Genomic DNA, 22,500 nt, shown 5'->3' with positions numbered 1-22,500 from the left:
CGGAAACCGCTCAGAGCCTCCGCAACACCGCCACGACCCGCCCGAGCACCGTGGCATCGTCACCGGGGATCGGGTCGTAGGCGGCGTTGGCCGGCATCAGCCAGACGTGGCCGTCGCGGCGCTTGAAAGTCTTGACGGTGGCCTCGCCGTCGATCATCGCGGCGACGATCTCACCCTGCTCCGCCACGGGCTGCTGGCGGACGACGACCCAGTCGCCGTCGGTGATGGCGGCCTCGATCATGGAGTCGCCGCGGACGTTGAGCAGGAACAGGGTGCCCTCGCCGACGATCTCGCGGGGGAGCGGGAAGACGCTCTCGACGGCCTGCTCGGCGAGGATCGGCCCACCGGCGGCGATGTTGCCGAGGAGCGGGACCATCGCGGGCGCGGGGTGCAGGTCGCGCGTGCCGGATTCCTCCGGCGTGGTGGCGGGGGTGTCGGTGGTGTCCTCCGGCCCCCGTACGTCGACGGCGCGGGTGCGGTTGGGGTCGCGCCGCAGGTAGCCCTTCCGCTCGAGCGCTCGCAGCTGGTGGTGCACCGATGAGGTGGAGGTGAGGCCGACGGCGTCGCCGATCTCCCGCACGCTCGGCGGGTAGCCGAACCTCTCGACCCAGTCGCGGATCACCTCGAGGACCTTGCGCTGCCGCGGCGTGAGGCCCGCGGGCTCGGCGGGCGGGTCGGGGAACGTGCTCACCTGCGCGGTCTCGCCGGTCCCGTTGCCCGGGTCGTCCCGTGCCATCTGCTGCGCCTCCTCCTCGTGGGCGGCGCGCCGGCCGCCCGCTGGTGTGGGTGGGTGCCGCGTGGATGCGGCCGCCACCGTCGTCGCGTACGACGGTAGCCCCGATCGGGCTTGTCGCCAAACACATGTTCGAACGACACGCCCGCGATTCTCGATTCTGTCGGACCGCGGTGGTAGACACTCTTCGCACAGACGTTCGAGCACTTGTTCAGGCTGCGCCACGGCACAAGAAGCGGAGGCGGCGATATGTACGAGCGGGGTGTGCAGGAGCTGGGAGTGATCGTGCAGCCGGTGCGTGACCGGCGGGCGGGGGAGCGGCGGCGCAGGCGGGCGAGCCGGCCGCAGCCCGTCCGGCCCGCGGTGAGCGCGTTCGTGGTGCGGCCCGCGGAGGCCGAGCGTCCGCGGATGCCGTCCGGTGGCCGCCGGGTGCCGTTGCCCGTGCCGGGCGTGCGCACGCTGGCGCGGCGGCCGCTCGCCGTGCCGCGCGGAATGGTGTCGCTCGACCGGGTGCGCCGGGTGTTCGCCGGGATCGCCGTCACCATCGCGGCAGCGGCGGCGGTGGTCGCGCTCGGCGTGCTGGCCGACTCCGCCGCGGCGGTCCGCATGGCGGAGGAGTCCGTCCGCGCGCCGCAGGGCACCGTCGTCGTCACGGTCGGCGCCGAGCGCACCCCATGGGAGATCGCGCGACGGATCGCGCCGGGGGCGTCCGGTCCGGAGGTCGCCACGCTCGCCGAGCGGATCGTCACCGACAACTCGCTCGGGTCGGTGCCGCTGCACCCCGGGCAGGTGCTCAGGGTGACGTCCGGCTGACGCTCTGCGGCGGTGATGTGGCGATGTCGTGGGGTTCGTCCCGTTCGGTCGACACGGCGGCACCAATAGGGGTGTCCTGCTTCCCCTGCCCCTACATGTTGTGGTTACACTCGTGTCGTTCGACAACAGGTGGGGTTCTGCAGGAGGGGGAGGAAGCCGATGCGCTGCCCGTTCTGCCGCCACTCGGACTGCCGGGTGATCGACTCCCGGGAGGTCGACGACGGCCAGGCCACCCGCCGCAGGAGGTCATGCGCGGCGTGCGGCCGACGCTTCACGACGGTGGAGGAGCCCGTGCTCGCCGTCGTCAAGCGCAGCGGTGTCACCGAGCCCTTCAGCCGGGAGAAGGTCGTCAGCGGGGTCCGCAGGGCCTGCCAGGGGCGGCCCGTCGACGAGGACGCGCTCCAGAAGCTCGCCCACCGCGTGGAGGAGGCCGTCCGCGCGGGAGGCACCGCCGAGATCCCCAGTCACGAGGTCGGCCTGGCCATCCTCGGCCCGCTCCGCGAGCTCGACGAGGTGGCGTACCTGCGCTTCGCCAGCGTCTACAAGTCGTTCTCCTCGATCGACGACTTCGAGAAGGAGATCTCCGACTTGCGCAGACCACCGGGCGCCGACCCGCCCGACTGAGAATGTGTTCGAGAAGCGCGGAGCGGGCCGCCCAGGGCAGCCGGGACCTGCTGGATCACCGGCGGCCGCGGCCCACATGCTGGCTTCTCGAACACATTCTGACGCCAGCACATCCCGTCCCGACCGGACCGGCAGCCGCCGGCCGGTGGTCCGGCATGCCCGACCGATGCCGGACCACGTCGAAATGCACCGCCGCCACACATCCGCCGCACCGCAGGAAGTGCGCATCCGTGGACCCCAGCCCGCTGATGCGCACGCAATGAGAGGGAGAGCATGACCGAGACCGTCGGCGCCGCATCCGGACGCGGCAAGAGGAGCACCGCGAAGTCCGGCAAGCAGGCAGGGCTCACCGTCGAGCGGCTCTACACCACGCCCGGTGTCCACCCCTACGACGAGGTCACCTGGGAGCGCCGGGACGTCGTCATGACCAACTGGCGCGACGGCACGGTCAACTTCGAGCAGCGCGGCGTCGAGTTCCCCGCCTTCTGGTCGATCAACGCCACCAACATCGTCACCAGCAAGTACTTCCGCGGCGCCGTCGGGTCGCCGAAGCGTGAGTCGAGCCTGCGCCAGCTGATCGACCGGGTGGTCGACGTCTACCACCGCACCGGGATGGATCAGGGCTACTTCGCCACCGAAGAGGACGGGGAGATCTTCGCCCAGGAGCTCACCTGGATGCTGCTGCACCAGGTGTTCAGCTTCAACTCGCCGGTGTGGTTCAACGTGGGCACGAGCTCGCCGCAGCAGGTGAGCGCGTGTTTCATCCTCGCGGTCGACGACACGATGGAGTCGATCCTCAACTGGTACCGCGAGGAGGGGCTGATCTTCAAGGGCGGCTCGGGGGCCGGCCTCAACCTCTCCCGCATCCGCTCCTCCAAGGAGCTGCTGTCCTCCGGCGGCACGGCGTCCGGCCCGGTGTCGTTCATGCGTGGTGCCGACGCCAGCGCGGGCACCATCAAGTCCGGCGGTGCCACCCGGCGGGCCGCGAAGATGGTCGTGCTGGACGTCGACCACCCCGACATCGAGGAGTTCGTCGCCACCAAGGCCAAGGAGGAGGAGAAGATCCGCGTCCTGCGCGACGCGGGCTTCGACATGGACCTCGGCGGCTCCGACATCGCCTCGGTGCAGTACCAGAACGCCAACAACTCGGTCCGCGTCACCGACGAGTTCATGCGCGCGGTCGAGGCCGACTCCGAGTTCGGGCTGCGGGCCCGGATGACCGGCGAGGTCATCGACCGCATCCCGGCAAAGAAGCTCTTCCGCACCATCGCGCAGGCCGCGTGGGCGTGCGCCGACCCCGGCATCCAGTACGACGGCACGATCAACGACTGGCACACCTGCCCCGAGTCGGGCCGCATCTCGGCGTCCAACCCGTGCTCGGAGTACATGCACCTGGACAACTCCAGCTGCAACCTCGCCTCGCTGAACCTGCTGAAGTTCCTCGGTGACGACGGCCGGTTCGACGGCGCGCGCTTCCAGAAGGCCGTCGAGCTGATCATCACGGCGATGGACATCTCCATCTGCTTCGCCGACTTCCCCACCGATCCGATCGCCGACACCACCCGCAAGTTCCGCCAGCTGGGCATCGGCTACGCCAACCTCGGCGCGCTGCTGATGGCCACCGGCCACGCCTACGACTCCGAGGGTGGCCAGGCGCTCGCCGCCTCCATCACCTCACTGATGACCGGCGCGGCCTACAAGCGCTCGGCCGAGCTCGCCGGCGTCGTCGGGCCGTACGAGGGATATGCCCGCAACGCCGACGCGCACCAGCGCGTCATGCGCAAGCACGCCGCCGCCAACGACGACGTGCGCACGCTGCCCGCGAGCACCCCGGTCCACAAGCTCGCCACGAAGGTCTGGCAGGAGTGCCTCGCGGTGGGTGCTCGCAACGGCTGGCGAAACGCCCAGGCGTCGGTGCTCGCGCCCACGGGCACGATCGGCCTGATGATGGACTGCGACACCACCGGCATCGAGCCGGACCTTGCGCTGGTCAAGTTCAAGAAGCTGGTCGGCGGCGGCTCGATGCAGATCGTCAACCAGACGGTGCCGCGGGCGCTGGCCAAGCTGGGCTACCAGCCCGAACAGGTCGAGGCGATCGTCGAGTTCGTCGCCGAGCACGGCCACGTCATCGACGCACCCGGCCTGCGCCCGGAGCACTACGAGGTGTTCGACTGCGCCATGGGCGAGCGGTCCATCGCCCCGATGGGTCACGTCCGGATGATGGCCGCGGTGCAGCCGTTCTTGTCCGGAGCGATCTCCAAGACGGTCAACATGCCGGAGGAGGCCACCGTCGAGGACGTCGAGAAGATCTACCTCGAGGGCTGGAAGCTCGGCCTCAAGGCCCTGGCCATCTACCGCGACAACTGCAAGGTCGGCCAGCCGCTGTCGGCGGGCAAGGAGGCCCGGAAGACGGAGACGGCGGAGGCTGCACCGATTGTGGTGGAGGCCCGCCCGGTGCGGCGTCGCCTCCCGAAGAAGCGGCCGAGCGAGACGGTGTCGTTCACGGTCGGCGGGGCCGAGGGCTACCTCACCGCCGGCTCGTACCCCGACAACGGGCTCGGCGAGATCTTCGTCAAGCTCGGCAAGCAGGGCTCCACGCTCGCCGGCGTGATGGACGCCTTCTCGATGTCGATCTCGGTGGGTCTGCAGTACGGCATCCCGCTGGAGTTCTACGTCTCGAAGTTCTCCAACCTGCGCTTCGAGCCGGCAGGCATGACCGACGACCCGGACGTCCGGATCGCCACGAGCGTGCTCGACTACCTGTTCCGTCGGTTGGCGCTCGACCACCTGCCGTACGAGAAGCGCGCGGAGCTGGGCATCTTCTCCGCCGAGGAGCGGTCGGCGCAGGTCGCGGCCACCGACTACGGCTCGGGCTTCGGGGAGGTCGACGTGGAGGGCCTGCGGTCCTCGGTCGACGCCGCTCCCGCGTCCGAGAAGGAGGCGGAGCCGAAGGGTGCAGCTCCCGCGCCCGTCGAGGTCGGCAGCTCCACCGAGCTCCTGGAGCTGCGGCTGGGCAAGGCGGCCGACGCGCCGCTGTGCATGACATGCGGCACCAAGATGCGCCCGGCGGGCTCCTGCTACCTGTGCGAGGGCTGCGGCTCCACCAGCGGTTGCAGCTGATTCCCACCTGACGGAGGGGGCCGACGCGGAGTCGGCCCCCTCCGTGCTGTCATGGGCCGCCGTCACATTCGGACGCCCTGCGGCGTCTCTTCTGCTGACAGGTTCGTCGGTGCGGGAGCGCGGCATGACTGTGATCGAGCGTGTGGAGCGGGACGTGCGGGGCAGCGTGGTGGCAATCCTCTGGGTGCTCGCCGCCGCGCAAGGGATGGTCGGCACGTGGGCGCTGGTGGCGCCACTGGTGTTCTACGAGGGCTTCCCGCTGCCCGGGCATGCCTGGGTGGCGCTGCTGCCGCCCTTCAACGAGCATCTCGTCCGCGACGTCGGCGCGCTGAACCTCGCGCTGGCTGCGGTGCTGGCCGGGGCCGCGCTGCGAGCCGATCGGGCCACGGTGCGCCTCGCCGCGATCGCGAGCCTGGTGGCCGCGGTGCCGCACGCCGCGTATCACGCGCTGCACCTGTCGCACTTCCCGCCGGCCGATGCGGTCGCGCAGACGGTCGCGACGGTGCTGCACCTTGCTTTGCTTGTGGTCGTGCTTCGGCTCGGCGCTCGGCTGGAGCGCTCCTGAGGACTGACTCCGGGGAGGCCAGTGGGCACCAGGCAGGCTGATCGCCTGCCCGGCGCGTTGGCGGCCGTATGCGGCCGGCTCCGCGCCCAGCTGATGATCAGACCGGTGTAGGGCCCGCACCACGACGGGCATGATTCGACGGCCTGGTGCGCCGACGGCCGCGCACGGCCGGCACCCTGTGCCCATCCGGTGATCATGCCGGGGCGAGCCAGCGGAGCCGGCGGCATCGGTTCGGGACACTAGGTCGCCGGACCTCCGTGGTGCACGGCCTCGACGTTGTTGCCGTCCGGGTCGCGCACGAACACGGCGTAGTAGCCGGGGTGGTACTCCGGCCAGACCCGCGGGGCGTGCAGTACCTCGGCGCCGGCATCGAGGGCAGCTCGGTGGACCTCATCGACGGCCTCGCGGGTGGGGGCCGCGAATGCGACGTGCAGTTCACGCTCGGGGCCGGGGGCGGCGGGACCCAGCCAGAAGCGCGGGGCGCCGTCCGGGCCGCAGAAGCCCACGACGAGGTTCCCGTCGCGGGGGAAGCGCATCGCCTCGCGGACGCCGAGCGGGCCGAACACCCGCTGGTAGAAGGCGGCGGCCGCGGCGACGTCGGAGACCTGGACGGCGATGTGGTCGAGCACGGTGCACCTCCGGGGCATGGGGGATCGCGCTGTGCAGCTCACCACACCCGCGTGCGTCCGCGGTGGCGGGACGTAGCGTGTCGAGGCGTATCGGGAGGAGGGCCGCGTGATCGTCGAGGATGACCCGGCTGGTGACTGGACGGCTGCGGGGATCTACCGGTGCGCGCCGGGCGTGTACCGCATCCCGCTTCCGCTGCCGAACGACGGCTTGCGGGCGGTCAACGTCTACGCGCTGGCCGACGGCGGCGGCCTGACCCTGGTGGACGCCGGGTGGGCGCTGGACCAGGCGAGGGAGGCACTGGCCTCGGCGCTCGGCGGAATCGGCGCGGGGCTTCCGGACGTGCGCCGCTTCCTCGTCACGCACATTCACCGCGACCACTACACGCAGGCGGTGGTGCTGCGCCGCGAGTTCGGCATGCGCGTGGCGTTGGGGCGCGGCGAGCAGCCCGGGCTCGAGGAGCTCTCCAAGCCGCGTCGTGAGCGACGTGGTCAGCTGGAGCAGCTGCTGCGGGCGGGTGCGCACGAGATCGTCCGTCAGCTGGAGCGGTTCGCCCCGCCGGACAACCCGGCCGAGTACGAGTTCCCCGATGAGTGGATCGACGACGGTGCGCGGATCCTGCTGGGTGAGGGTTCCCCGGACCAGCGGGTGCTGGAGGCGGTCGCCACGCCGGGGCACACCCAGGGCCACGTCGTGTTCGCCGACCCGGTGGGGGAGCTGTTGTTCTCCGGCGACCACGTGCTGCCGCGGATCACGCCGTCGCTCGGGCTGGAGCCGGCACCCGGGAGGAGCCCACTGGCGGACTTCCTCACGTCGCTCGAGCTCGTCCGGTCGCGGCCGGACGCGGTGCTGCTGCCCGCACACGGTCCGACCGGGATGCGGGTGCACCAGCGCGTGGACGAGCTGATCGCCCATCACGCGAAGCGACTCGACACCACCCTCGCCGCCGTGCAGGACGGTCACTCGACGGGCTACGAGGTGGCCGGCGTTCTGCTGTGGACCCGGCGCGACACGCCCTTCGCCGATCTCGACCTGTTCAACCGGATGCTCGCCACCATCGAGACCAGCGCGCACCTGGAGGTGCTGGCAGAACGGGAGCTGGTCACGGTCGAGGATCGGGACGGCATCCGTCACTACACATCGTGATAACGATTCACTCTTCGTAGAGACCTAACGGCGACTTTGCGACCATCCGGTCGTACCCTTTCCGCCATGAAGAGGCGGCCATGAGCACGGCGACCGGGCGCGCGAACGCCCGTGCCTGGCTCGGGTTCGCCACCTGCGTCGTGGCCGTCGCGGGCGTCGTGATCGCCACCGACGGCACGACGTTCCCCGCGCTCGACCCACCCACGGTGGCCCTCGCGCCGGCCGCGGCCGCGCTCGAATGCGCGGCGGCCGGCCCGTACGAGGCGCCCGAGCGGGGCAGTGTCGGCGTGCCGGCCGGCCTGCGCCTGTGCCCGACCGCGGCCCGCACGATCACCTCCTCCGGCGTTGTGCTCGACGGGTGGGAGATCCGTGGCGGCGTCGTCGTGGACGCGCCCGAGGTCGTGGTGCGCCGCAGCAGGATCGTCGGCGACGGTACGCAGCCCTTCGGCATCGTCACGACCGCACGGGGCTCGGTCCGGATCGAGGACGTCACACTGACCGGAGACTTCCCGGAAGCGGCCATCGGCGGCGATCGGTGGAGCGGGGAGCGGCTGGAGATCACCGGCGTGACCGGCGACGGTGCGCGGCTCGGCGAGTCCTCGCGGCTGCGCAACAGCACCGTGCACGACTTCGTCACGTCGCCCGGCCGGGAGGCGTCGGCCCTCGTGGTGCGCGGCAACGGCCGGGACGTGCTCGTCGAGGACAACGAGGTCGACGTGGGGAGTGGGCCGGGACGCGGCAGTGCCGTGCTGCTCGACCCCGAACGGACGGCGGGGCGGGACGACGGGCCGATCGTGATCCGCGGCAACGTGCTCGGCGGCGGGCGCTACACGGTCCGCGAGGACGAGCCGGGCAGCCCGTCCGACGTGCGGATCAGCGGCAACCGCTTCCGCCGCGACGCCGAGGAGGCGCCCGTGCGCGTGTCGCGGCGCGCCGTGCTCGAGGACAACAGCTACCTCGACGGCGCGGGCCTGCCCGACTGGTGACCGCTCGGCGGAGTCGAGCGTGGGCGATCAGCACTGCGACAAATCAGCGCTGCGACACGCCCGGGTTGGCGGACGTGTTTGGACGTGTCGTGGGCGACCCGGCAGACTGATCACCACAACTGAGATCGGCGGACCGAACGCACGCGAGGACGTAGGGGAAGACGTTCCTCGTCGACGTTGGAGGTCTGCAGTGAACGCACGCGGCGTGGTCTTCGTCCACTCGTCGCCAACTGCGGTCTGCCCGCATGTCGAGTGGGCGATCTCCGGCGTGCTCGGCACCAAGGTCTCGCTGCACTGGTCTCCGCAGCCCGCTGCTCCCGGGCAGCTGCGTGCCGAGTGCACCTGGACCGGGCCGGCGGGCAGTGGTGGTGCGCTCGCGGGCGCGCTGCGGGCATGGCCGATGCTGCGGTTCGAGGTGACAGAGGAGCCGAGCCACGGGGTCGACGGCGAGCGGTTCTGCCACGTGCCCACGCTCGGCTTGTGGAACGGGCGCACCAGCGCCAACGGTGACATCGTGGTGGGGGAGGACCGGCTGCGCAGCCTGCTGGCCGAGGTGCCTGCGAGCCGTCTCGCCGGGCGGGTGCACGAGCTGCTCGGCTCGGCGTGGGACGACGCGCTCGAACCGTTCCGGCTGGCCGGCGACGGGGCCGCGGGCACGCTCCTGCACCAGGTGGGCTGACGCCATCGGCGGACATATCGCGCGTACCGCCCGTGGCCACCCGTTGACGGTCTGTTCGCACTAATATCGCCCTTGATCGCGGCGGGGCGATCCTCCGCCGTTCCTCGAGGGAAAGAGGGCAGCGGTGACGGAAACCGTCCAGCCGTCCGGCGTGCCGAGCCGGACCGTCTTCGGCCACCCGATCGGGCTCACCAACCTGTTCGGCGTGGAGCTGTGGGAGCGCTTCTCGTTCTACGGGATGCTCCTCATCCTGGGCTACTACCTGTACTACAGCCTGGATCAGGGAGGGCTCGGCCTGCCGCAGGCCACCGCGACCGGCATCGTCGGCGCCTACGGCGGCACGGTGTACCTCAGCACCGTGCTCGGCGGGTGGCTCGCCGACCGCGTGCTCGGCATGGAGCGCATGGTCTTCTACGGCGGCGTCGTCGTGATGCTGGGCCACCTCGCGCTCGCCGTGCTGCCAGGGCTCTCCGGCGTCGCGGTGGGGCTCGTGCTCGTCGCGCTGGGGAGCGGGGCGCTGAAGGCCAACGCGTCGTCGCTGCTCGGCACTCTCTACGCGAAGGGCGACCCGCGCGCCGACGGCGGCTTCACGCTGTTCTACCTGGGCATCAACCTCGGGGCGTTCGTCGGGCCGCTCGTCACCGGCCTGCTGCAGGACAACATCGGCTTCCACGTCGGTTTCGGCGCCGCGGCGGTCGGCATGGCGCTCGGCCTCGCCCAGTACGCGGCGTTCCGCCGCAACCTCGGCACGGCGGGCAAGCACGCCCCCAACCCGCTGCCCGCCTCGGCGCGGCCGAAGGCGATCGGGATCGGCATCGCGATCGTGGTGGTGCTCGCCGTTGTGGTGTTCACCGAGGTGGTGACGCTGGCCGCTTTGCCGCGCGTGATCAGCGTGGTGCTGGTCCTCGCGTCGATCGCGTACTTCGCCACGATGCTCGCGAGCCCGAAGGTGACCGACAGCGAGCGCACCAAGGTGCGCGCCTACATCCCGCTCTTCATCGCGAACGCCGCGTTCTGGTCGCTGTTCCAGCAGATCTTCACGGTGCTCGCCGTGTACTCGGACGAGCGGATGAACTGGAACATCTTCGGCTGGACCGCGCCGTCGTCGTGGATCGGGTCGTTGGAGCCGATCTGGATCATCATCCTGTCCCCGGTGTTCGCGGCGATGTGGACGCGCCTCGACCGGCGGGCGCCGTCGACGCCGCGCAAGTTCGCCTACGGCGTGATCGGGATGGGTGTGGCGTTCCTCGCCTTCCTGATCTTCGCGGGCGGCACGGGCCGCAGCACGCCCGCGATCGCCGTGCTGGTGATCCTCGGGCTGTTCGCGGTGTCCGAGCTGATGCTGTCGCCGATCGGGCTCTCGGTCACCACGAAGCTCGCGCCGGAGTCGTTCCGGGCCCAGATGATGGCGCTGTACTTCTTCTCGGTGGGCCTGGGGACGTCGCTGTCCGGGGTGCTCGCGCAGTTCTACTCGGTCGACTCCGAGTTCGCCTACTTCGGCGTCAACGGGTTGGTCGTGATCGTGGTGGGGCTGCTCCTGCTCGCGCTCACCCCGTGGATCTCGCGGCACATGGAGGGCGTGCACTAGACCGTCTGTGCCCCAATCCAGACCCCGTCATCGAGGCAAATGGTGGCTCCGGCCTCGATACGCGCCTGCCATGGAGGCCGGCGCGTATCGACCAGCGGGGCCGACCGGCACGCCGAGGATCGGCCAGGCACACTGATCACCGATCAGCCAGGAGGGGGTCTGCGGTGGATGCACACGGCGTGGGCCGGTGACGCGCACGACGGCGGTGGTCGCGATCGTCCTCGCGGCGCTGGTGGTGGTCGGCGGCGCCGCGGCGCTCGCGTCGCGGGGCGGCTCTGGGCCGCCCGAGATACCGGCAGAGGGTGTGGGATCGAGCGACGTGGAGCTCTCCCCGGACGCCGCGGATCATCCGGCGGCCGAAGCGGTGCGCGCGCAGCTGCAGCGCCACTACGACGCGATCAACGGGCGCGACTACGAGCGGTGGCGCGCGACGGTGGTGCCGGCGCGGGCGGCTGCGCTGGTCGAGGCCGAGTGGCAGAAGGCGTACGCCACCACGGAGGACGGCTCGATCCGGGTGGACCGCATCGACCCGGATCCCGAGGACGGGTGGCTCGTGCGGGTGCGGTTCATCAGCACCCAGGCGGTGGAGAACGCGCCGTCGGACCTGCCGGTCGGGCGCATCTGCTGGCGTTCGACGTTGCCGATGCGCGGAACGCCGCCCCTGATCGACGTGACCGGGGGCGGCAGTTCCGCGAGAGAAGCCTGCTAGTGAGGGGCACCAGCCCGGTGGTCGAGTAGGGACGGCGCCCCAGCGCCGGCCCGTATCGAGACCACCACCCTCGAGACCGGTATGTGGTCTCGATACGCGCCGGCCCTGGCGGGCCGGCGCTACTCGACCACCGGAAGAGGGGGCCGGCGCTACTCGACCGGCGGGTTTCAGACCTTCGTGAAAGTGACCGCGGCGTTGTGGCCGCCGAAGCCGAACGAGTCGCACACCGCTGCCTGCAGGTCGACCTTGCGCGGCTCGCCTGCCACCACGTCGAGCTCGACGCCGGGGTCGAGCTGCTCGAGGTTGAGCGTGGCCGGAATGATCCCCTCCTTGATCGAGAGGACGGTGATGATGCTCTCGACCGCACCCGCCGCTCCGACCAGGTGCCCGAAGGCTCCCTTCGGCGCGGTGAGGACGGGGTGGTCACCGAGGGCCTTGCGCACCGCGCGGGTCTCGCCCACGTCGCCGGCCACCGTGGAGGTGGCGTGGCAGTTCACGTGGCCGATGTCGGTGGGCTCGAGCCCCGCGTCGCGCACGGACTTGGCGATCGCCCGCGACTGCCCGATGCCCTCCGGCTCCGGGCCCGTGATGTGGTACGAGTCGGCGGTGAGGCCGGCGCCCGCGAGCCTGCCGTGCACGGCGGCGCCGCGCGCGGCCGCGAACTCGGCCCGTTCCAGCACCATGATCCCGGCGCCCTCGCCGAGCACGAACCCGTCGCGCCCGGTGTCGAACGGACGGGACGCGCGCTCCGGGTCGTCGTTGCGCTGCGAGAGCGTGCGCGACTGCACGAAGCCCGCGACGGTGAGCTGGGTGATGCAGGCCTCCGCGCCGCCCGCGATGACGACGTCCAGCTCGCCGTTGCGCATCAGCATGAGCGCCCAGGCCAGGGCTTCCGCGCCGGTGGCACACGCGGAAACCGGCGCGTGCACACCGCCACGCGCGCCGAACTCGAGGCTCACCCACGCGGCGGGTCCGTTGGGCATAAGCATCGGCACGGTCAGCGGGGAGATCTTGCGCAGCCCCTCGGTCTCGAGCAGGTCGTCCTGCGCGAGCAGGGTGGTGACGCCACCGATGCCGGTGCCGACCACCACACCGAGCCGCTCCGGTTCGACCTCGGGTGCCCCGGCGTCCGCCCAGGCCTCCTGCGCGGCCACGAGAGCGAGCTGCTCGACCCGGTCCAGCCGCCGGGACTTGACCCGGGGGAGGACATCGGTGGGCTCGGTGGCGATCGGCGCGCCGATCTTCACCGGCAGTTCGTAGCGATCGATCCAGTCGAACCGGTCGTTGATCCGCCGGACGCCGGAGCGCCCACTGAGCATGCCCTCCCAGGTCGATGCGACGTCCCCACCGAGCGGGGTCGTCGCGCCGAGCCCGGTGATGACTACGTCGACCTCAGGACTCATGTCGCCTCCCGGTCCCGCCGCGGCGGGTCACTGGTTCTTCGCGATGTAGTCGACCGCGTCGCCGACGGTCTTCAGCTCGGCGAGCTGGTCGTCGGGGATCTTCACGCCGAACTTGTCCTCGGCCTGCACGGCGATCTCGACCATCGACAGCGAGTCGATGTCCAGGTCGTCGACGAAGGACTTGTCGGCCGCCACCTCGGCGGTGTCGATGCCGGCGACCTCTTCGACGATCTCCGCGAGCCCGCTGAGGATCTCGGTGTTGTCGGCCACGGTGGGTTCTCCTTCTGGTGGGGGACTGGAGCTGATCAGTGGGATCCTAGGGAAGGACGACGACCTGGCCTGCGAAGGACAGGCCGGCGCCGAACCCGACGAGCAGGGCGATGTCGCCCGAGCGCACGCGCCCGTCGGCCCGCATGTGGTCCAACGCGAGCGGGATCGAGGCGGACGAGGTGTTGCCGGAGTGGATGATGTCGTCGGCGACGACCATGTCGTCGCGGGCGCCGTCCTTGCGCAGCCGCTTGGCCACGGCCTCGACGATGCGCAGGTTGGCCTGGTGCGGCACGAGGACGTCGATGTCGGCGGGAGTGAGGCCGGCCAGCTCGATCGCCTTCAACGCCACCGGCGCGATCTTCGTGGTGGCCCAGCGGAAGACGGCCTGGCCTTCTTGGAAGAGTGCGTTGGTGTCGGCGTTGATGCGGATCGTCTGCGCCATGTCGCCGGCGCTGCCCCAGGTCAGCGGGCCGATGCCGACCGACGCCTCGTCCGTGGCCGGACCCACGACGGCGGCGCCTGCTCCGTCGGCGAAGATGATCGCAGTGGAGCGGTCGGTCCAGTCCATCCAGTCCGACAGCTTCTCGGCGCCGATCACCAGCACGTGCCGGGAGGAGCCGCTGCGCACCAGGTCGGCAGCCGTGCCGATGCCGTAGGAGAAGCCGGCGCACGCGGCGTTGAGGTCGAACGCGCCGGGTGCCGGGATGCCGATCCGCTCCGCGGTCTGCGCGGCGGCGTTCGGGATGCCGTTCGGCATCGTGCAGGTCGCCACGATCACCGTGTCGATCTCGGTGGGCGTGATGCCCGCGTCCTTCACCGCCCTTGACCCGGCCTCGGCTGCCATGTCGACGAGCAGCGTGCCCTTCTCCGCGATGCGGCGGCTCTGGATGCCGACCCGCTCGCGGATCCACTGGTCGTTGGTCTCCATCCGCTGCGCGAGGTCGTCGTTCGTGACGACGTTCTCGGGCTGCGTGCTGCCCAGACCGAGGATCCGGGCGCCCGCAACGAGTGGCGCGGTGCGGAGCCTGATGTTCCTGGTCTGGATCCTGTCCGTCACGTGTCGGCTCCCGCGTGCTCGGTGATGAGGTCGACGGCCTTGTCGAGGTCGTCAGGTGTCTTGAGGGCCAGCGTCGCCGTGCCCTTGAGATCGCGCTTGACGAGACCCACCAGCGTTCCGGCGGGCGGCAGCTCGATCACCGCGGTGACCCCCAGCTCGCGCAGGCGTGCCATGCAGGCGTCCCAGCGGACCGGCAGGGTGACCTGCGCGACGAGCCGGCGCAGCGCTTCGGCGCCATCGGTGACGACCTCGCCGTCGGCGTTCGACAGGAATGGGCGCACGGGGTCGGCGGGGGTGACCTTCTCCGCGTGGGCGCGCATCGCGTCCTCGGCGGGCTCCATGAACCGGGTGTGGAACGCACCGGCAACGGGCAGTGGGATCACCCGGGCGCGCTCGGGCGGTGCGGCCGCGAGCTGGGCCAGCGCGTCCTGCGGCCCGGCAGCGACGACCTGACCTGCCCCATTGCGGTTGGCCGGGTCAAGACCCAGCTCGGCGAGCTTCGCCAGCACCTCGTCGGGTTTCCCACCGAGCACGGCGCTCATGCCGGTGGGGGCGAGCGCGCATGCGGCGGCCATCTCGCGTCCGCGTACGGCGGCGAGCGACACGGCCGCGTCGGCGGTGAGGATCTCGGCCACCGCGGCGGCGGCCAGTTCCCCGACGGAGTGGCCGGCAGCGGGCGCGGCGGCCGGCAGCGCGGCGCCGCCGTTCGCGGCGCGCGCGGTGAGGCGGGCCGCCGCCAGCAGCGCGGTCGCCACGACCAGCGGCTGCGTGACGGCGGTGTCCTTGATCTCGTCGGCGCCCGCGGTGGTGCCGAGCCGGCGCAGGTCGAGACCGGTGGCATCGGACCATCGGGCAAGGGTCTCTTCGGCCGAGGGGTCGTCGAGCCACGGGGCGAGCATGCCCGGGGTCTGAGATCCCTGGCCGGGTGCGAGCAGGGCAATCACGTCACGTAGGAAACCCGGACCGGGGTGGGTGCGGGAATGCGTCTGGCCGACGAACTCGACGCACGTAGTTTGGAGGTTTCCTCCAACGACTCCCCCTGAGCATCCGGGTATACGGGCTCGTTTCGTTCACCCGGTTGTGGGATCTGTGCAGCTCAGGTGCCGTCCAGCGGGTGGAGCCTCGCCGCGAGGACAGCGATGCGCAGCACGAGCGCGTCGCGGGAGTCGGTGGGCCGGAGGCCGGTGAGTTCGGTCACGCGCCGTAGCCGGTACCTCACGGTGTTGGCATGGACGAAGAGCGCGCGGGCGCATGCCTCCAGGGCGCTCCCGCTCTCCAGGAAGGCCTCGAGGGTGGTCAGCAGCTCGCCGCCTGCCGCGGCCAGCGGATCGACGACGGTGGTCACGAGTTTGCGGTGCGCGACCACGTCGCCCGCGAGCGCACGCTCGGGCAGTAGGTCGTCGGCGGCCACCGGACGGGGCGCATCCGGGCGGGCGGGGGCCGCGCGCAGGCCGGCGATCGCGGCGCGGGCGCTGGCGTGCGCGCCGGGGAGGTCGGCGGCGCGCGGTCCCACGACGACCGGGCCCGGCCCGAACGCCTCGACGACCGTGCCGATGTCCCCACCGGTGTCGAGGCCGGGCGGTTCGGACAGCAGCACGACGAGCCGGTTGCCCTGCACGCCGACCAGCACCGACTGGCCCGACTGGTCGGCCTCGCGGCGCAGCGCTGAGAGCACCTCCTCGTGGGCTTCCGGAGCCGGGCTGCCCACGACGACGCGCAACGGTTCGGCCGGATCCCAGCCGAGCGCGGACGCGCGCGAGACCAGGCCGTCGACCCAGCTGCGCGCGGTGTTGGCGGACTCCCCGCCCGGCCCGCGCACCACGGCGTCGACGACGAGTGCCTCGACCCGCGCATCCCAGGCGCCGCGGCTCTCCGCCTCGCCGGCGTATACCGTGGCGGCGGCGAACGCGATCTCCCGGCCGAAGCGCAGCACGCCCTCGACGAGCGCGCGCCGCTCCGCCTCGTCGGCCGCGAGCGGCGGCAGGTGCTCCTCGAAGACCTCGGTCGCGATGCGGACGAGGTCGACGGTCTGCGAGAGTGTCAGCCGGCGCGCGAGATCGCGCGGTGCGATCCGGAACGCCTCGGCGGTGAGCCGCAGCGCTCCGCCCGACTCTTCGGCCTGGCGCTTGCCGATCCACGCGACGAAGTTGGCCACGCCGGTCTGCGTGACGAGCCGGACGCCCGCACGCAGGTCCGCCGACAGGCGTGCGAACCACGGCAGACGCTGTGCCATGGCCGCGAGACAGGCGGCGGCCAGGTCACCCGCAGCCAGCTCGAGCTTGCGCAAGGTGGCCGGGGACACCCCGGAGGACCCCCGCGCACCGTCGTCGGTCACGCTGGGCAGCATCGCACGGCGCGACGTCGGCGGTGGTGGTCCGGTCTCGACCCGGGCTCGCTGGCGCTCGCCTTGCTCGGCCCGAGCGACACCGGCCGACGCTGGGGCGCCGGTCATGCTCGACCACCGGGGCCGTACTGTGGCGATTGATCAGCGGGCCGCTCGAACGGCGGCCCTGAACGCGTCTCCTACCGCGCCGATGCGGCTGCGGAGGTGGAGAGGCGAACCGGCGCCCTGGCCGGGACCTGCGGAGATCGGCTCTCAGCCGAGCGGCGTGACCTTGGTGGCCTGCGGACCCTTCTGACCCTGCTCGATGTCGAACGACACGCGCTGACCCTCGTCGAGGCTCTTGTATCCGTTGGTCTGGATCGCCGAGTAGTGCACGAACACGTCCGCGCCACCACCGTCAGGAGCGAGGAAGCCGTAGCCCTTCTCGCTGTTGAACCACTTGACGGTGCCCTCTGCCATTCCTGCTCTCCTCGTACCTGTGCCGGGGCACTGCCCCCGGCCTCGCGCCGCCTGGCGCGAACGCTCCGCGCCCCGGTCGGGACGCCGTTTCGCGATCACTCGCTGGCGGCGTCGCGCCGGAGCGTATCGTGTTCGGGCCTCCCTGCCGAGAGTCAATGACCAGTGATTTTCCGGCATTTTCACAAAGGAGAGCCGCGTTCCTACCCTTGATAGGGCGGGAACGCGGCTCTCCGTGCGCGGGTCGAGTGCGAGTCAGGCCACGCCGCTGTCGCTCGTCTGCGGACCGGCCGCCTGCGGGTCGTCGATCCGGTACTTCGCGGCGGCCTCGGCCACCGCGCCACGGTCGAACTCGCCGCGCGCGGCGAGCGTCTCCAGCGCCGCCACCGTGATCGACTCGGCGTCGACGTTGAAGTGCCGTCGCACGGCGGGCCGGGTGTCGGACAGCCCGAAGCCGTCGGTGCCGAGGCTCGTGAACGGCGCGGGTACCCACTGGCGTACCAGGTCGGGCAGCGCGCGCATCCAGTCCGACGTCGCGATCACAGGTGCGTCGCCCGCGAGCGCGCGGCTGATGTACGGGACGCGCGGCTCCGCGTCCGGGTGCACCAGGTTGTGCTGCTCGCACGCGACGCCGTCGCGGCGCAGCTCGCCCCACGACGTCACCGACCACACCTCGGCGCCCACCCCCCACTGCTCGGCCAGCATGTCGCGGGCCTGCAGGGCCCACGGGATCGAGACGCCGGACGCGAGCAGGCGCACCTGCGGCCCCTCCGCGCGCGGGCTGGCCGCGTAGCGGTACAGGCCGCGCAGCAGCCCGTCGACGTCGAGATCCTCGGGCTCGGCAGGCTGGACGTATGGCTCGTTGTAGACGGTCAGGTAGTAGATGACGTTCTCGGCGTCCTCCCCGACCATGCGCCGCAACCCGTCCTTGACGATGTGCGCCACCTCGAACGAGAACGCCGGGTCGTAGGAGACGACGGCCGGGTTGGTGGCCGCGAGCAGCAACGAGTGCCCGTCGTTGTGCTGCAGGCCCTCACCTGTGAGCGTGGTGCGGCCCGCGGTGGCGCCGACGAGGAACCCACGGGCCATCTGGTCGGCGGCGGCCCAGATCGAGTCGCCGGTGCGCTGGAACCCGAACATCGAGTAGAAGACGTAGACCGGGATCATCGGCTCGCCGTGCGTGGCGTACGACGTGCCCGCCGCGGTGAACGAGCCGACGGAGCCGGCCTCGTTGATGCCCTCGTGCAGCAGCTGGCCCTGCTCGCTCTCGCGGTAGGCGAGCATGAGCGAGGCGTCCACGGACGTGTACTGCTGCCCGTTCGGGTTGTAGATCTTCTGGGTCGGGAACATCGAGTCCATCCCGAACGTGCGAGCCTCGTCCGGGATGATCGGCACGAACCGGCCGCCGATCTCGGGGTCCTTCACGAGCTCGCGCAGCAGCCGGACGAACGCCATCGTGGTGGCGACCTCCTGCTTGCCCGAGCCCTTGCGCACGATGTCGTAGACCTTGTCGCCCGGCAGGACCAGCGGTTTCGCCGTCCGCCGCCGCGACGGCAGCGGCCCGCCGAGCGTGCGCCGACGCTCTTGCATGTACTGGATCGCCGAGTCGTCCTCGCCCGGGTGGTAGTAGGGCGGCAGGTACGGGTTCTCCTCGAGCGCCGAGTCCGAGATCGGGATGCGCTGCTCGTCGCGGAACTGCTTGAGGTCGGCGAGCGACAGCTTCTTCATCTGGTGGGTGGCGTTGCGCCCGGCGAAGCTCGGGCCCACGCCGTAGCCCTTGATGGTCTTGGCCAGGATCACCGTGGGCTGGCCGTGGTGCTCCAGCGCCGCCGCGTACGCGGCGTAGACCTTGCGGTAGTCGTGCCCGCCGCGCTTGAGGTTCCAGATCTCGGCGTCGCTCATCGGCTCGACGAGCGCCTTCGTGCGCGGGTCGCGCCCGAAGAAGTGGTCGCGCACGTAGCCGCCGTCGTTGGCCTTGTAGGTCTGGTAGTCACCGTCCGGCGTCTGGTTCATCAGGTTGATCAGCGCGCCGTCGCGGTCGGCGTGCAGCAGGGCGTCCCACTCGCGGCCCCAGATCACCTTGATGACGTTCCAGCCGGCACCCCGGAAGAACGACTCCAGCTCCTGGATGATCTTTCCGTTGCCGCGGACCGGTCCGTCGAGGCGCTGCAGGTTGCAGTTGACGACGAACGTGAGGTTGTCCAGGCCCTCCGTCGCGGCGATGTGGATCAGACCGCGCGACTCCGGCTCGTCCATCTCGCCGTCGCCGAGGAACGCCCACACGTGCTGGTGCGAGGTGTCCTTGATGCCGCGGTTCTCCAGGTAGCGGTTGAACCGCGCCTGCATGATCGAGTTCATCGGGCCGAGGCCCATGGACACCGTGGGGAACTCCCAGAAGTCCGGCATGAGCCGCGGGTGCGGGTACGACGGCAGCCCGTGGCCCGGCCCGCCGTGCGAGAGCTCCTGGCGGAACCCGTCGAGCCGGTCCTCCGTGAGGCGCCCCTCGAGGAACGCGCGCGCGTAGATGCCGGGGGAGGCGTGGCCCTGGATGTAGACCTGGTCACCCCCACCCGGGTGATCCTTGCCCCGGAAGAAGTGGTTGAACCCGACCTCGTACAGCGTGGCCGACGAGGCGTAGGACGAGATGTGCCCGCCGACGCTGATGCCCGGGCGCTGCGCGCGGTGCACCGTCATGGCGGCGTTCCAGCGGATCCAGCGGCGGTAGGCGCGCTCGGTCTCCTCGTCGCCTGGGAACCAGGGCTCCCGGTCGGTGGGGATGGTGTTGACGTAGTCGGTGCTGGTCAGCGACGGGACGCCGACGTGGCGCTCGCGCGCCCGCTGCAGCATCCGCAGCATCAGGTAGCGGGCCCGTTGCTGCCCCGCGGCATCCAGCACCGCGTCGAAGGAGTCGAGCCACTCGGCCGTCTCCTCGGGATCGATGTCCGGCAGGTGGGCGGCAAGCCCGTCGCGGATGACGTGCACGCGCCGCGGCCCGGTGCCGTCGGTGTTCTGGCCGGTCAAGGGATCTCCCTGCCTTGGTAGAGCTGAGTAGGTCTCTGTTGGTGTCGTCCCCTATCGTGCCCCTCGGCGCTCGATCTCGTAACGAGTGGTTGCGCGCCGGACAGTCGTCGTGTTCGGATTCCGCAACCGACGAGCCGGAGTCGGGGGGCAGGGCGCCGGCTGCGAGCAGTGCACGAGGCAAAGGGGTACACGCGTGGTCGCCGCGGATGATGCCGGACGTACGTCCGACATCGCGGGAAAGCTCGGTGTCGAGCCGGGCATGGTTGTCCAGGAACTCGGCTGGGACAGCGACGTCGATGAGGCGGTGCGCGACGCCGTCGAGGAAAGAGCGGGCGACGATCTGCTCGACGAGGAAGCCGACGATGTCATCGACCTCGTCCTGCTGTGGTGGCGCGACGGCGACGGGGACCTCGTGGATGCGTTGATCAACGCGATCGGTCCGCTCGCCGAGAACGGCGTGATCTGGGTGCTCACCCCGAAGACGGGGCGCCCCGGGCACGTGGAGCCCAGCGACATCGCGGAGGCCGCGCCCACGGCCGGGCTCTCGCAGACCTCCAACATCACGGTCAGCGAGGGCTGGGTGGGATCTCGGCTGGTGTCGCCGAAGGCGGCGAAGTCCCGGCGCTGAGCGGAGCTTGCGCAGCGAACAGACGGCGCTGAGCGGAGCGGCTCGAGGGTGAACAGAGGGCGCTGAGTACTCACCAGCGTCCTCGCATCCGATCGCGCCACGGTCGCCCGTCCGGGTCGTAGACGAGCCGGTATGCCGGCACCGCCCACAACCGGGTGCGCTTGCGCATCCGTTCGGGCCGGTGGTGGCGCAACCGCCCAGGCGGCCGGGGTCCACCCCGGCCGCCGTCGTGCCATGCGTCGAGGGCCTCGGCGGCGGCGTCAACGGCGCGCACGGCGTCGTCGGGGTCGAGCAGGTCGGCATCGTCGCCGTGCCTGCGGTCGAGGTGCTCGCGCAGCAGCGTGAGCCGCAGGTCACGGGCGAACCGCAGCGCTCCGTCGCCCAGCCCGCCCGGGTCGACCGGCTCGCGGTCGTCGCGCTCGTCGTCGAGCACTGCGACGGACAGTTCGCTGTCGTGGCTCCAGGAACGCCGGTTGAGGTTGGCGCTGCCCGCGCACGCCCACGTGTCGTCGACGACAGCGACCTTCGCGTGCACGTACACCGGGGTGCCCTCGCGGTTCTCCAGGTCGTAGACGTGCACCCGGTCGGGGGCGGCCCGCTCGCACACCTCGATCGCCTGCACCCGGCCCACCTGATTGGGTGGCAGCGCGAACCGGCCGTCCACGTCCGGGTGGCGGGGGACGACCACCATGAGGTGCAGCCGGGGGTTGCGCCGTAGCGCCTCGGCGAGCAGCCGCGCGATGTGCGGCGACCACATGTACTGGTCCTCGAGGTAGACGAGCCGCCGGGCGCGGCGGAGGACCTTCCCGTAGCCCCGTGCCACCGATCGTTCCCCGTGCGGGGCGAACGGGTAGCCGGGCCGGACGGCGGGGTAGGTGCGCAGCACCTGCACCGTCGCGTGCCCGGCCGGCGGCGGGTCGGGTGGCCGCTCGGGCAGCGGGTCGGCCCGCATGTCCGTGTTCGAGAGGCGGTCGCGCAGCCAGGCGATCGGGTTGTGGACGTCGACCGAGTGCGGGTCATCCCAGCGCTCCCGGAACAGCGCGTCGAGCAGGCCGACGGCCGGGCCGCGGACCTCGAGCTGCACGTCGTGCCACGGCGGGTGCTCGCCGTAGGCCGCGGCCATCGGCGCGGCCTGCGGGTCGCCGCGGTGGGTGTGGTCGTCGCGGCGTGAGCGGCACAGGTCGATCCCGCCCGCGAACGCCACGTCCCGGCCCGGGTCGTCCAGGTGGCGCAGCACCACCAGCTTCTGGTGGTGGGAGCCCGCCCGGCGCACCCGCTCGTCGAGCAGGACCTCGCCGCCCGCGGCGTGTACTTCGTCACCGAGCTGGCGGTTCTCCTGCCCGCTGTAGGACAGCTCATCGGCGTGCGAGCGCCACATCAGGCCCTTGACGACCACCCCGCGGCGCGCGGCGTCGCAGAACAGCTCGCCGACCGTGGGCCCCTCCGGGCAGAGCAGCTCGTCGGCATCGCCGCGCCAGTCGGTGAAGAGGAGGTGGTCGCCGGGGCGCAGCGCCCGCACCTCCGCAACCAGGCGGGCGAAGTAGGCGGTGCCGTGCACGTGGGCGCGGACGTCGTTGCCCTCGCGCCAGTCCGGCTGCCGGTAGGCCGGGTTCCCGCGTTCGGGCCGCGTGAGGAACCAGTCCGCAGTGCCCATCCGTGCCTCCCATCCGCGCCGTGGGCGACCTCGCCCGACTAGGCTCCTCGGAGAACGCACCGCTCGCAGCGAGGAGA

The 22,500-nt window shown here is 71.4% G+C and carries 20 protein-coding genes; 10 read left to right on the top strand and 10 right to left on the bottom strand.

Translation table 11 applies throughout. From position 1 onward, the window contains the following. Nucleotides 1–10: 10 nt before the first annotated feature. Entirely contained in the window at nt 11–736 is a 726-nt protein-coding gene (gene lexA, locus K1T35_RS31380; protein ID WP_220262970.1) for a transcriptional repressor LexA, read from the bottom strand. A gap of 246 nt (nt 737–982) precedes the next feature. On the opposite strand from lexA, the gene K1T35_RS31375 reads away from it, so the two are divergent. The 4 genes from K1T35_RS31375 (at nt 983) to K1T35_RS31360 (ending at nt 5,855) form a co-directional block, all read left to right on the top strand. Further along, entirely contained in the window at nt 983–1,546 is a 564-nt protein-coding gene (locus K1T35_RS31375) for a hypothetical protein (RefSeq protein WP_220255394.1), read from the top strand. Nucleotides 1,547–1,705: 159 nt separating this feature from the next. After that, entirely contained in the window at nt 1,706–2,170 is a 465-nt protein-coding gene (gene nrdR, locus K1T35_RS31370; protein WP_220255393.1) for a transcriptional regulator NrdR, read from the top strand. Nucleotides 2,171–2,443: 273 nt separating this feature from the next. After that, entirely contained in the window at nt 2,444–5,290 is a 2,847-nt protein-coding gene (locus K1T35_RS31365) for a vitamin B12-dependent ribonucleotide reductase (protein ID WP_220255392.1), read from the top strand. Between the two features lie 124 nt (nt 5,291–5,414). Next, nucleotides 5,415–5,855 carry a hypothetical protein gene (locus tag K1T35_RS31360; RefSeq protein WP_220255391.1) on the top strand — a complete coding sequence of 147 codons (441 nt, stop codon included), beginning with the start codon at nt 5,415–5,417 and terminating at the stop codon, nt 5,853–5,855. Nucleotides 5,856–6,094: 239 nt separating this feature from the next. Here the strand turns inward: K1T35_RS31360 and K1T35_RS31355 are convergent, their stop codons facing one another. Continuing rightward, on the bottom strand, nt 6,095–6,484 hold the full coding sequence (locus tag K1T35_RS31355) for a VOC family protein (RefSeq protein ID WP_255620944.1): 390 nt from the start codon (nt 6,482–6,484) through the stop codon (nt 6,095–6,097). A gap of 106 nt (nt 6,485–6,590) precedes the next feature. Between K1T35_RS31355 and K1T35_RS31350 the strand changes: the two genes are divergently transcribed. From K1T35_RS31350 to K1T35_RS31330, 5 genes are all read left to right on the top strand, one after another. Next, nucleotides 6,591–7,628: an MBL fold metallo-hydrolase gene (locus K1T35_RS31350; RefSeq protein ID WP_220255389.1), complete on the top strand. Its 1,038-nt coding sequence runs from the start codon at nt 6,591–6,593 to the stop codon at nt 7,626–7,628. 80 nt (nt 7,629–7,708) lie between these two features. Then, a complete protein-coding gene (locus K1T35_RS31345) occupies nt 7,709–8,614 on the top strand; it encodes a hypothetical protein (protein ID WP_220255388.1) in 906 nt (301 codons plus the stop codon). Between the two features lie 190 nt (nt 8,615–8,804). Beyond that, a complete protein-coding gene (locus K1T35_RS31340) occupies nt 8,805–9,293 on the top strand; it encodes a DUF3145 domain-containing protein (RefSeq protein ID WP_220255387.1) in 489 nt (162 codons plus the stop codon). A 124-nt stretch (nt 9,294–9,417) separates the two neighbouring features. After that, entirely contained in the window at nt 9,418–10,881 is a 1,464-nt protein-coding gene (locus K1T35_RS31335) for a peptide MFS transporter (protein WP_255620943.1), read from the top strand. A gap of 187 nt (nt 10,882–11,068) precedes the next feature. Then, entirely contained in the window at nt 11,069–11,590 is a 522-nt protein-coding gene (locus K1T35_RS31330) for a hypothetical protein (RefSeq protein WP_220255386.1), read from the top strand. A 167-nt stretch (nt 11,591–11,757) separates the two neighbouring features. Here the strand turns inward: K1T35_RS31330 and K1T35_RS31325 are convergent, their stop codons facing one another. From K1T35_RS31325 to aceE, 7 genes are all read right to left on the bottom strand, one after another. Further along, nucleotides 11,758–12,993: a beta-ketoacyl synthase gene (locus tag K1T35_RS31325; protein WP_220255385.1), complete on the bottom strand. Its 1,236-nt coding sequence runs from the start codon at nt 12,991–12,993 to the stop codon at nt 11,758–11,760. Nucleotides 12,994–13,020: 27 nt separating this feature from the next. Next, nucleotides 13,021–13,263 (bottom strand): acyl carrier protein, encoded by a 243-nt coding sequence (locus tag K1T35_RS31320; RefSeq protein ID WP_220255384.1) that lies wholly within the window; start codon nt 13,261–13,263, stop codon nt 13,021–13,023. 46 nt (nt 13,264–13,309) lie between these two features. Further along, nucleotides 13,310–14,320, bottom strand: coding sequence for a beta-ketoacyl-ACP synthase III (locus K1T35_RS31315; protein WP_370645166.1), 1,011 nt, complete (start codon nt 14,318–14,320; stop codon nt 13,310–13,312). Further along, nucleotides 14,317–15,264 carry an ACP S-malonyltransferase gene (locus K1T35_RS31310; RefSeq protein ID WP_220255383.1) on the bottom strand — a complete coding sequence of 316 codons (948 nt, stop codon included), beginning with the start codon at nt 15,262–15,264 and terminating at the stop codon, nt 14,317–14,319. Before K1T35_RS31310 ends, K1T35_RS31315 begins: the two co-directional genes overlap by 4 nt. A 152-nt stretch (nt 15,265–15,416) precedes the next feature. Continuing rightward, a complete protein-coding gene (locus K1T35_RS31305) occupies nt 15,417–16,667 on the bottom strand; it encodes a CdaR family transcriptional regulator (RefSeq protein ID WP_220262967.1) in 1,251 nt (416 codons plus the stop codon). Between the two features lie 249 nt (nt 16,668–16,916). After that, a complete protein-coding gene (locus K1T35_RS31300) occupies nt 16,917–17,123 on the bottom strand; it encodes a cold-shock protein (protein ID WP_075941971.1) in 207 nt (68 codons plus the stop codon). A gap of 252 nt (nt 17,124–17,375) precedes the next feature. Next, a complete protein-coding gene (aceE, locus tag K1T35_RS31295; protein ID WP_220255382.1) occupies nt 17,376–20,141 on the bottom strand; it encodes a pyruvate dehydrogenase (acetyl-transferring), homodimeric type in 2,766 nt (921 codons plus the stop codon). Nucleotides 20,142–20,334: 193 nt separating this feature from the next. Between aceE and K1T35_RS31290 the strand changes: the two genes are divergently transcribed. Further along, nucleotides 20,335–20,769 (top strand): DUF3052 domain-containing protein, encoded by a 435-nt coding sequence (locus K1T35_RS31290; RefSeq protein ID WP_220255381.1) that lies wholly within the window; start codon nt 20,335–20,337, stop codon nt 20,767–20,769. A 70-nt stretch (nt 20,770–20,839) separates the two neighbouring features. On the opposite strand, the gene K1T35_RS31285 is transcribed toward K1T35_RS31290, so the two are convergent. Beyond that, nucleotides 20,840–22,423 (bottom strand): phospholipase D family protein, encoded by a 1,584-nt coding sequence (locus tag K1T35_RS31285; RefSeq protein WP_220255380.1) that lies wholly within the window; start codon nt 22,421–22,423, stop codon nt 20,840–20,842. Nucleotides 22,424–22,500 lie beyond the last annotated feature (77 nt).

It is taken from the genome of Pseudonocardia sp. DSM 110487, from assembly GCF_019468565.1.
Lineage (GTDB): Bacteria > Actinomycetota > Actinomycetes > Mycobacteriales > Pseudonocardiaceae > Pseudonocardia.
This window is presented reverse-complemented; position numbering and strand designations above follow the sequence as displayed.

Bases quoted from the DNA above. Each gene is read 5' to 3' on its own strand.
- lexA (WP_220262970.1), bottom strand. From the start codon at position 736: ATGGCACGGGACGACCCGGGCAACGGGACCGGCGAGACCGCGCAGGTG.
- K1T35_RS31375 (WP_220255394.1), top strand. From the start codon at position 983: ATGTACGAGCGGGGTGTGCAGGAGCTGGGAGTGATCGTGCAGCCGGTG.
- nrdR (WP_220255393.1), top strand. From the start codon at position 1,706: ATGCGCTGCCCGTTCTGCCGCCACTCGGACTGCCGGGTGATCGACTCC.
- K1T35_RS31365 (WP_220255392.1), top strand. From the start codon at position 2,444: ATGACCGAGACCGTCGGCGCCGCATCCGGACGCGGCAAGAGGAGCACC.
- K1T35_RS31360 (WP_220255391.1), top strand. From the start codon at position 5,415: ATGACTGTGATCGAGCGTGTGGAGCGGGACGTGCGGGGCAGCGTGGTG.
- K1T35_RS31345 (WP_220255388.1), top strand. From the start codon at position 7,709: ATGAGCACGGCGACCGGGCGCGCGAACGCCCGTGCCTGGCTCGGGTTC.
- K1T35_RS31325 (WP_220255385.1), bottom strand. From the start codon at position 12,993: ATGAGTCCTGAGGTCGACGTAGTCATCACCGGGCTCGGCGCGACGACC.
- K1T35_RS31305 (WP_220262967.1), bottom strand. From the start codon at position 16,667: ATGCTGCCCAGCGTGACCGACGACGGTGCGCGGGGGTCCTCCGGGGTG.
- K1T35_RS31300 (WP_075941971.1), bottom strand. From the start codon at position 17,123: ATGGCAGAGGGCACCGTCAAGTGGTTCAACAGCGAGAAGGGCTACGGC.
- K1T35_RS31285 (WP_220255380.1), bottom strand. From the start codon at position 22,423: ATGGGCACTGCGGACTGGTTCCTCACGCGGCCCGAACGCGGGAACCCG.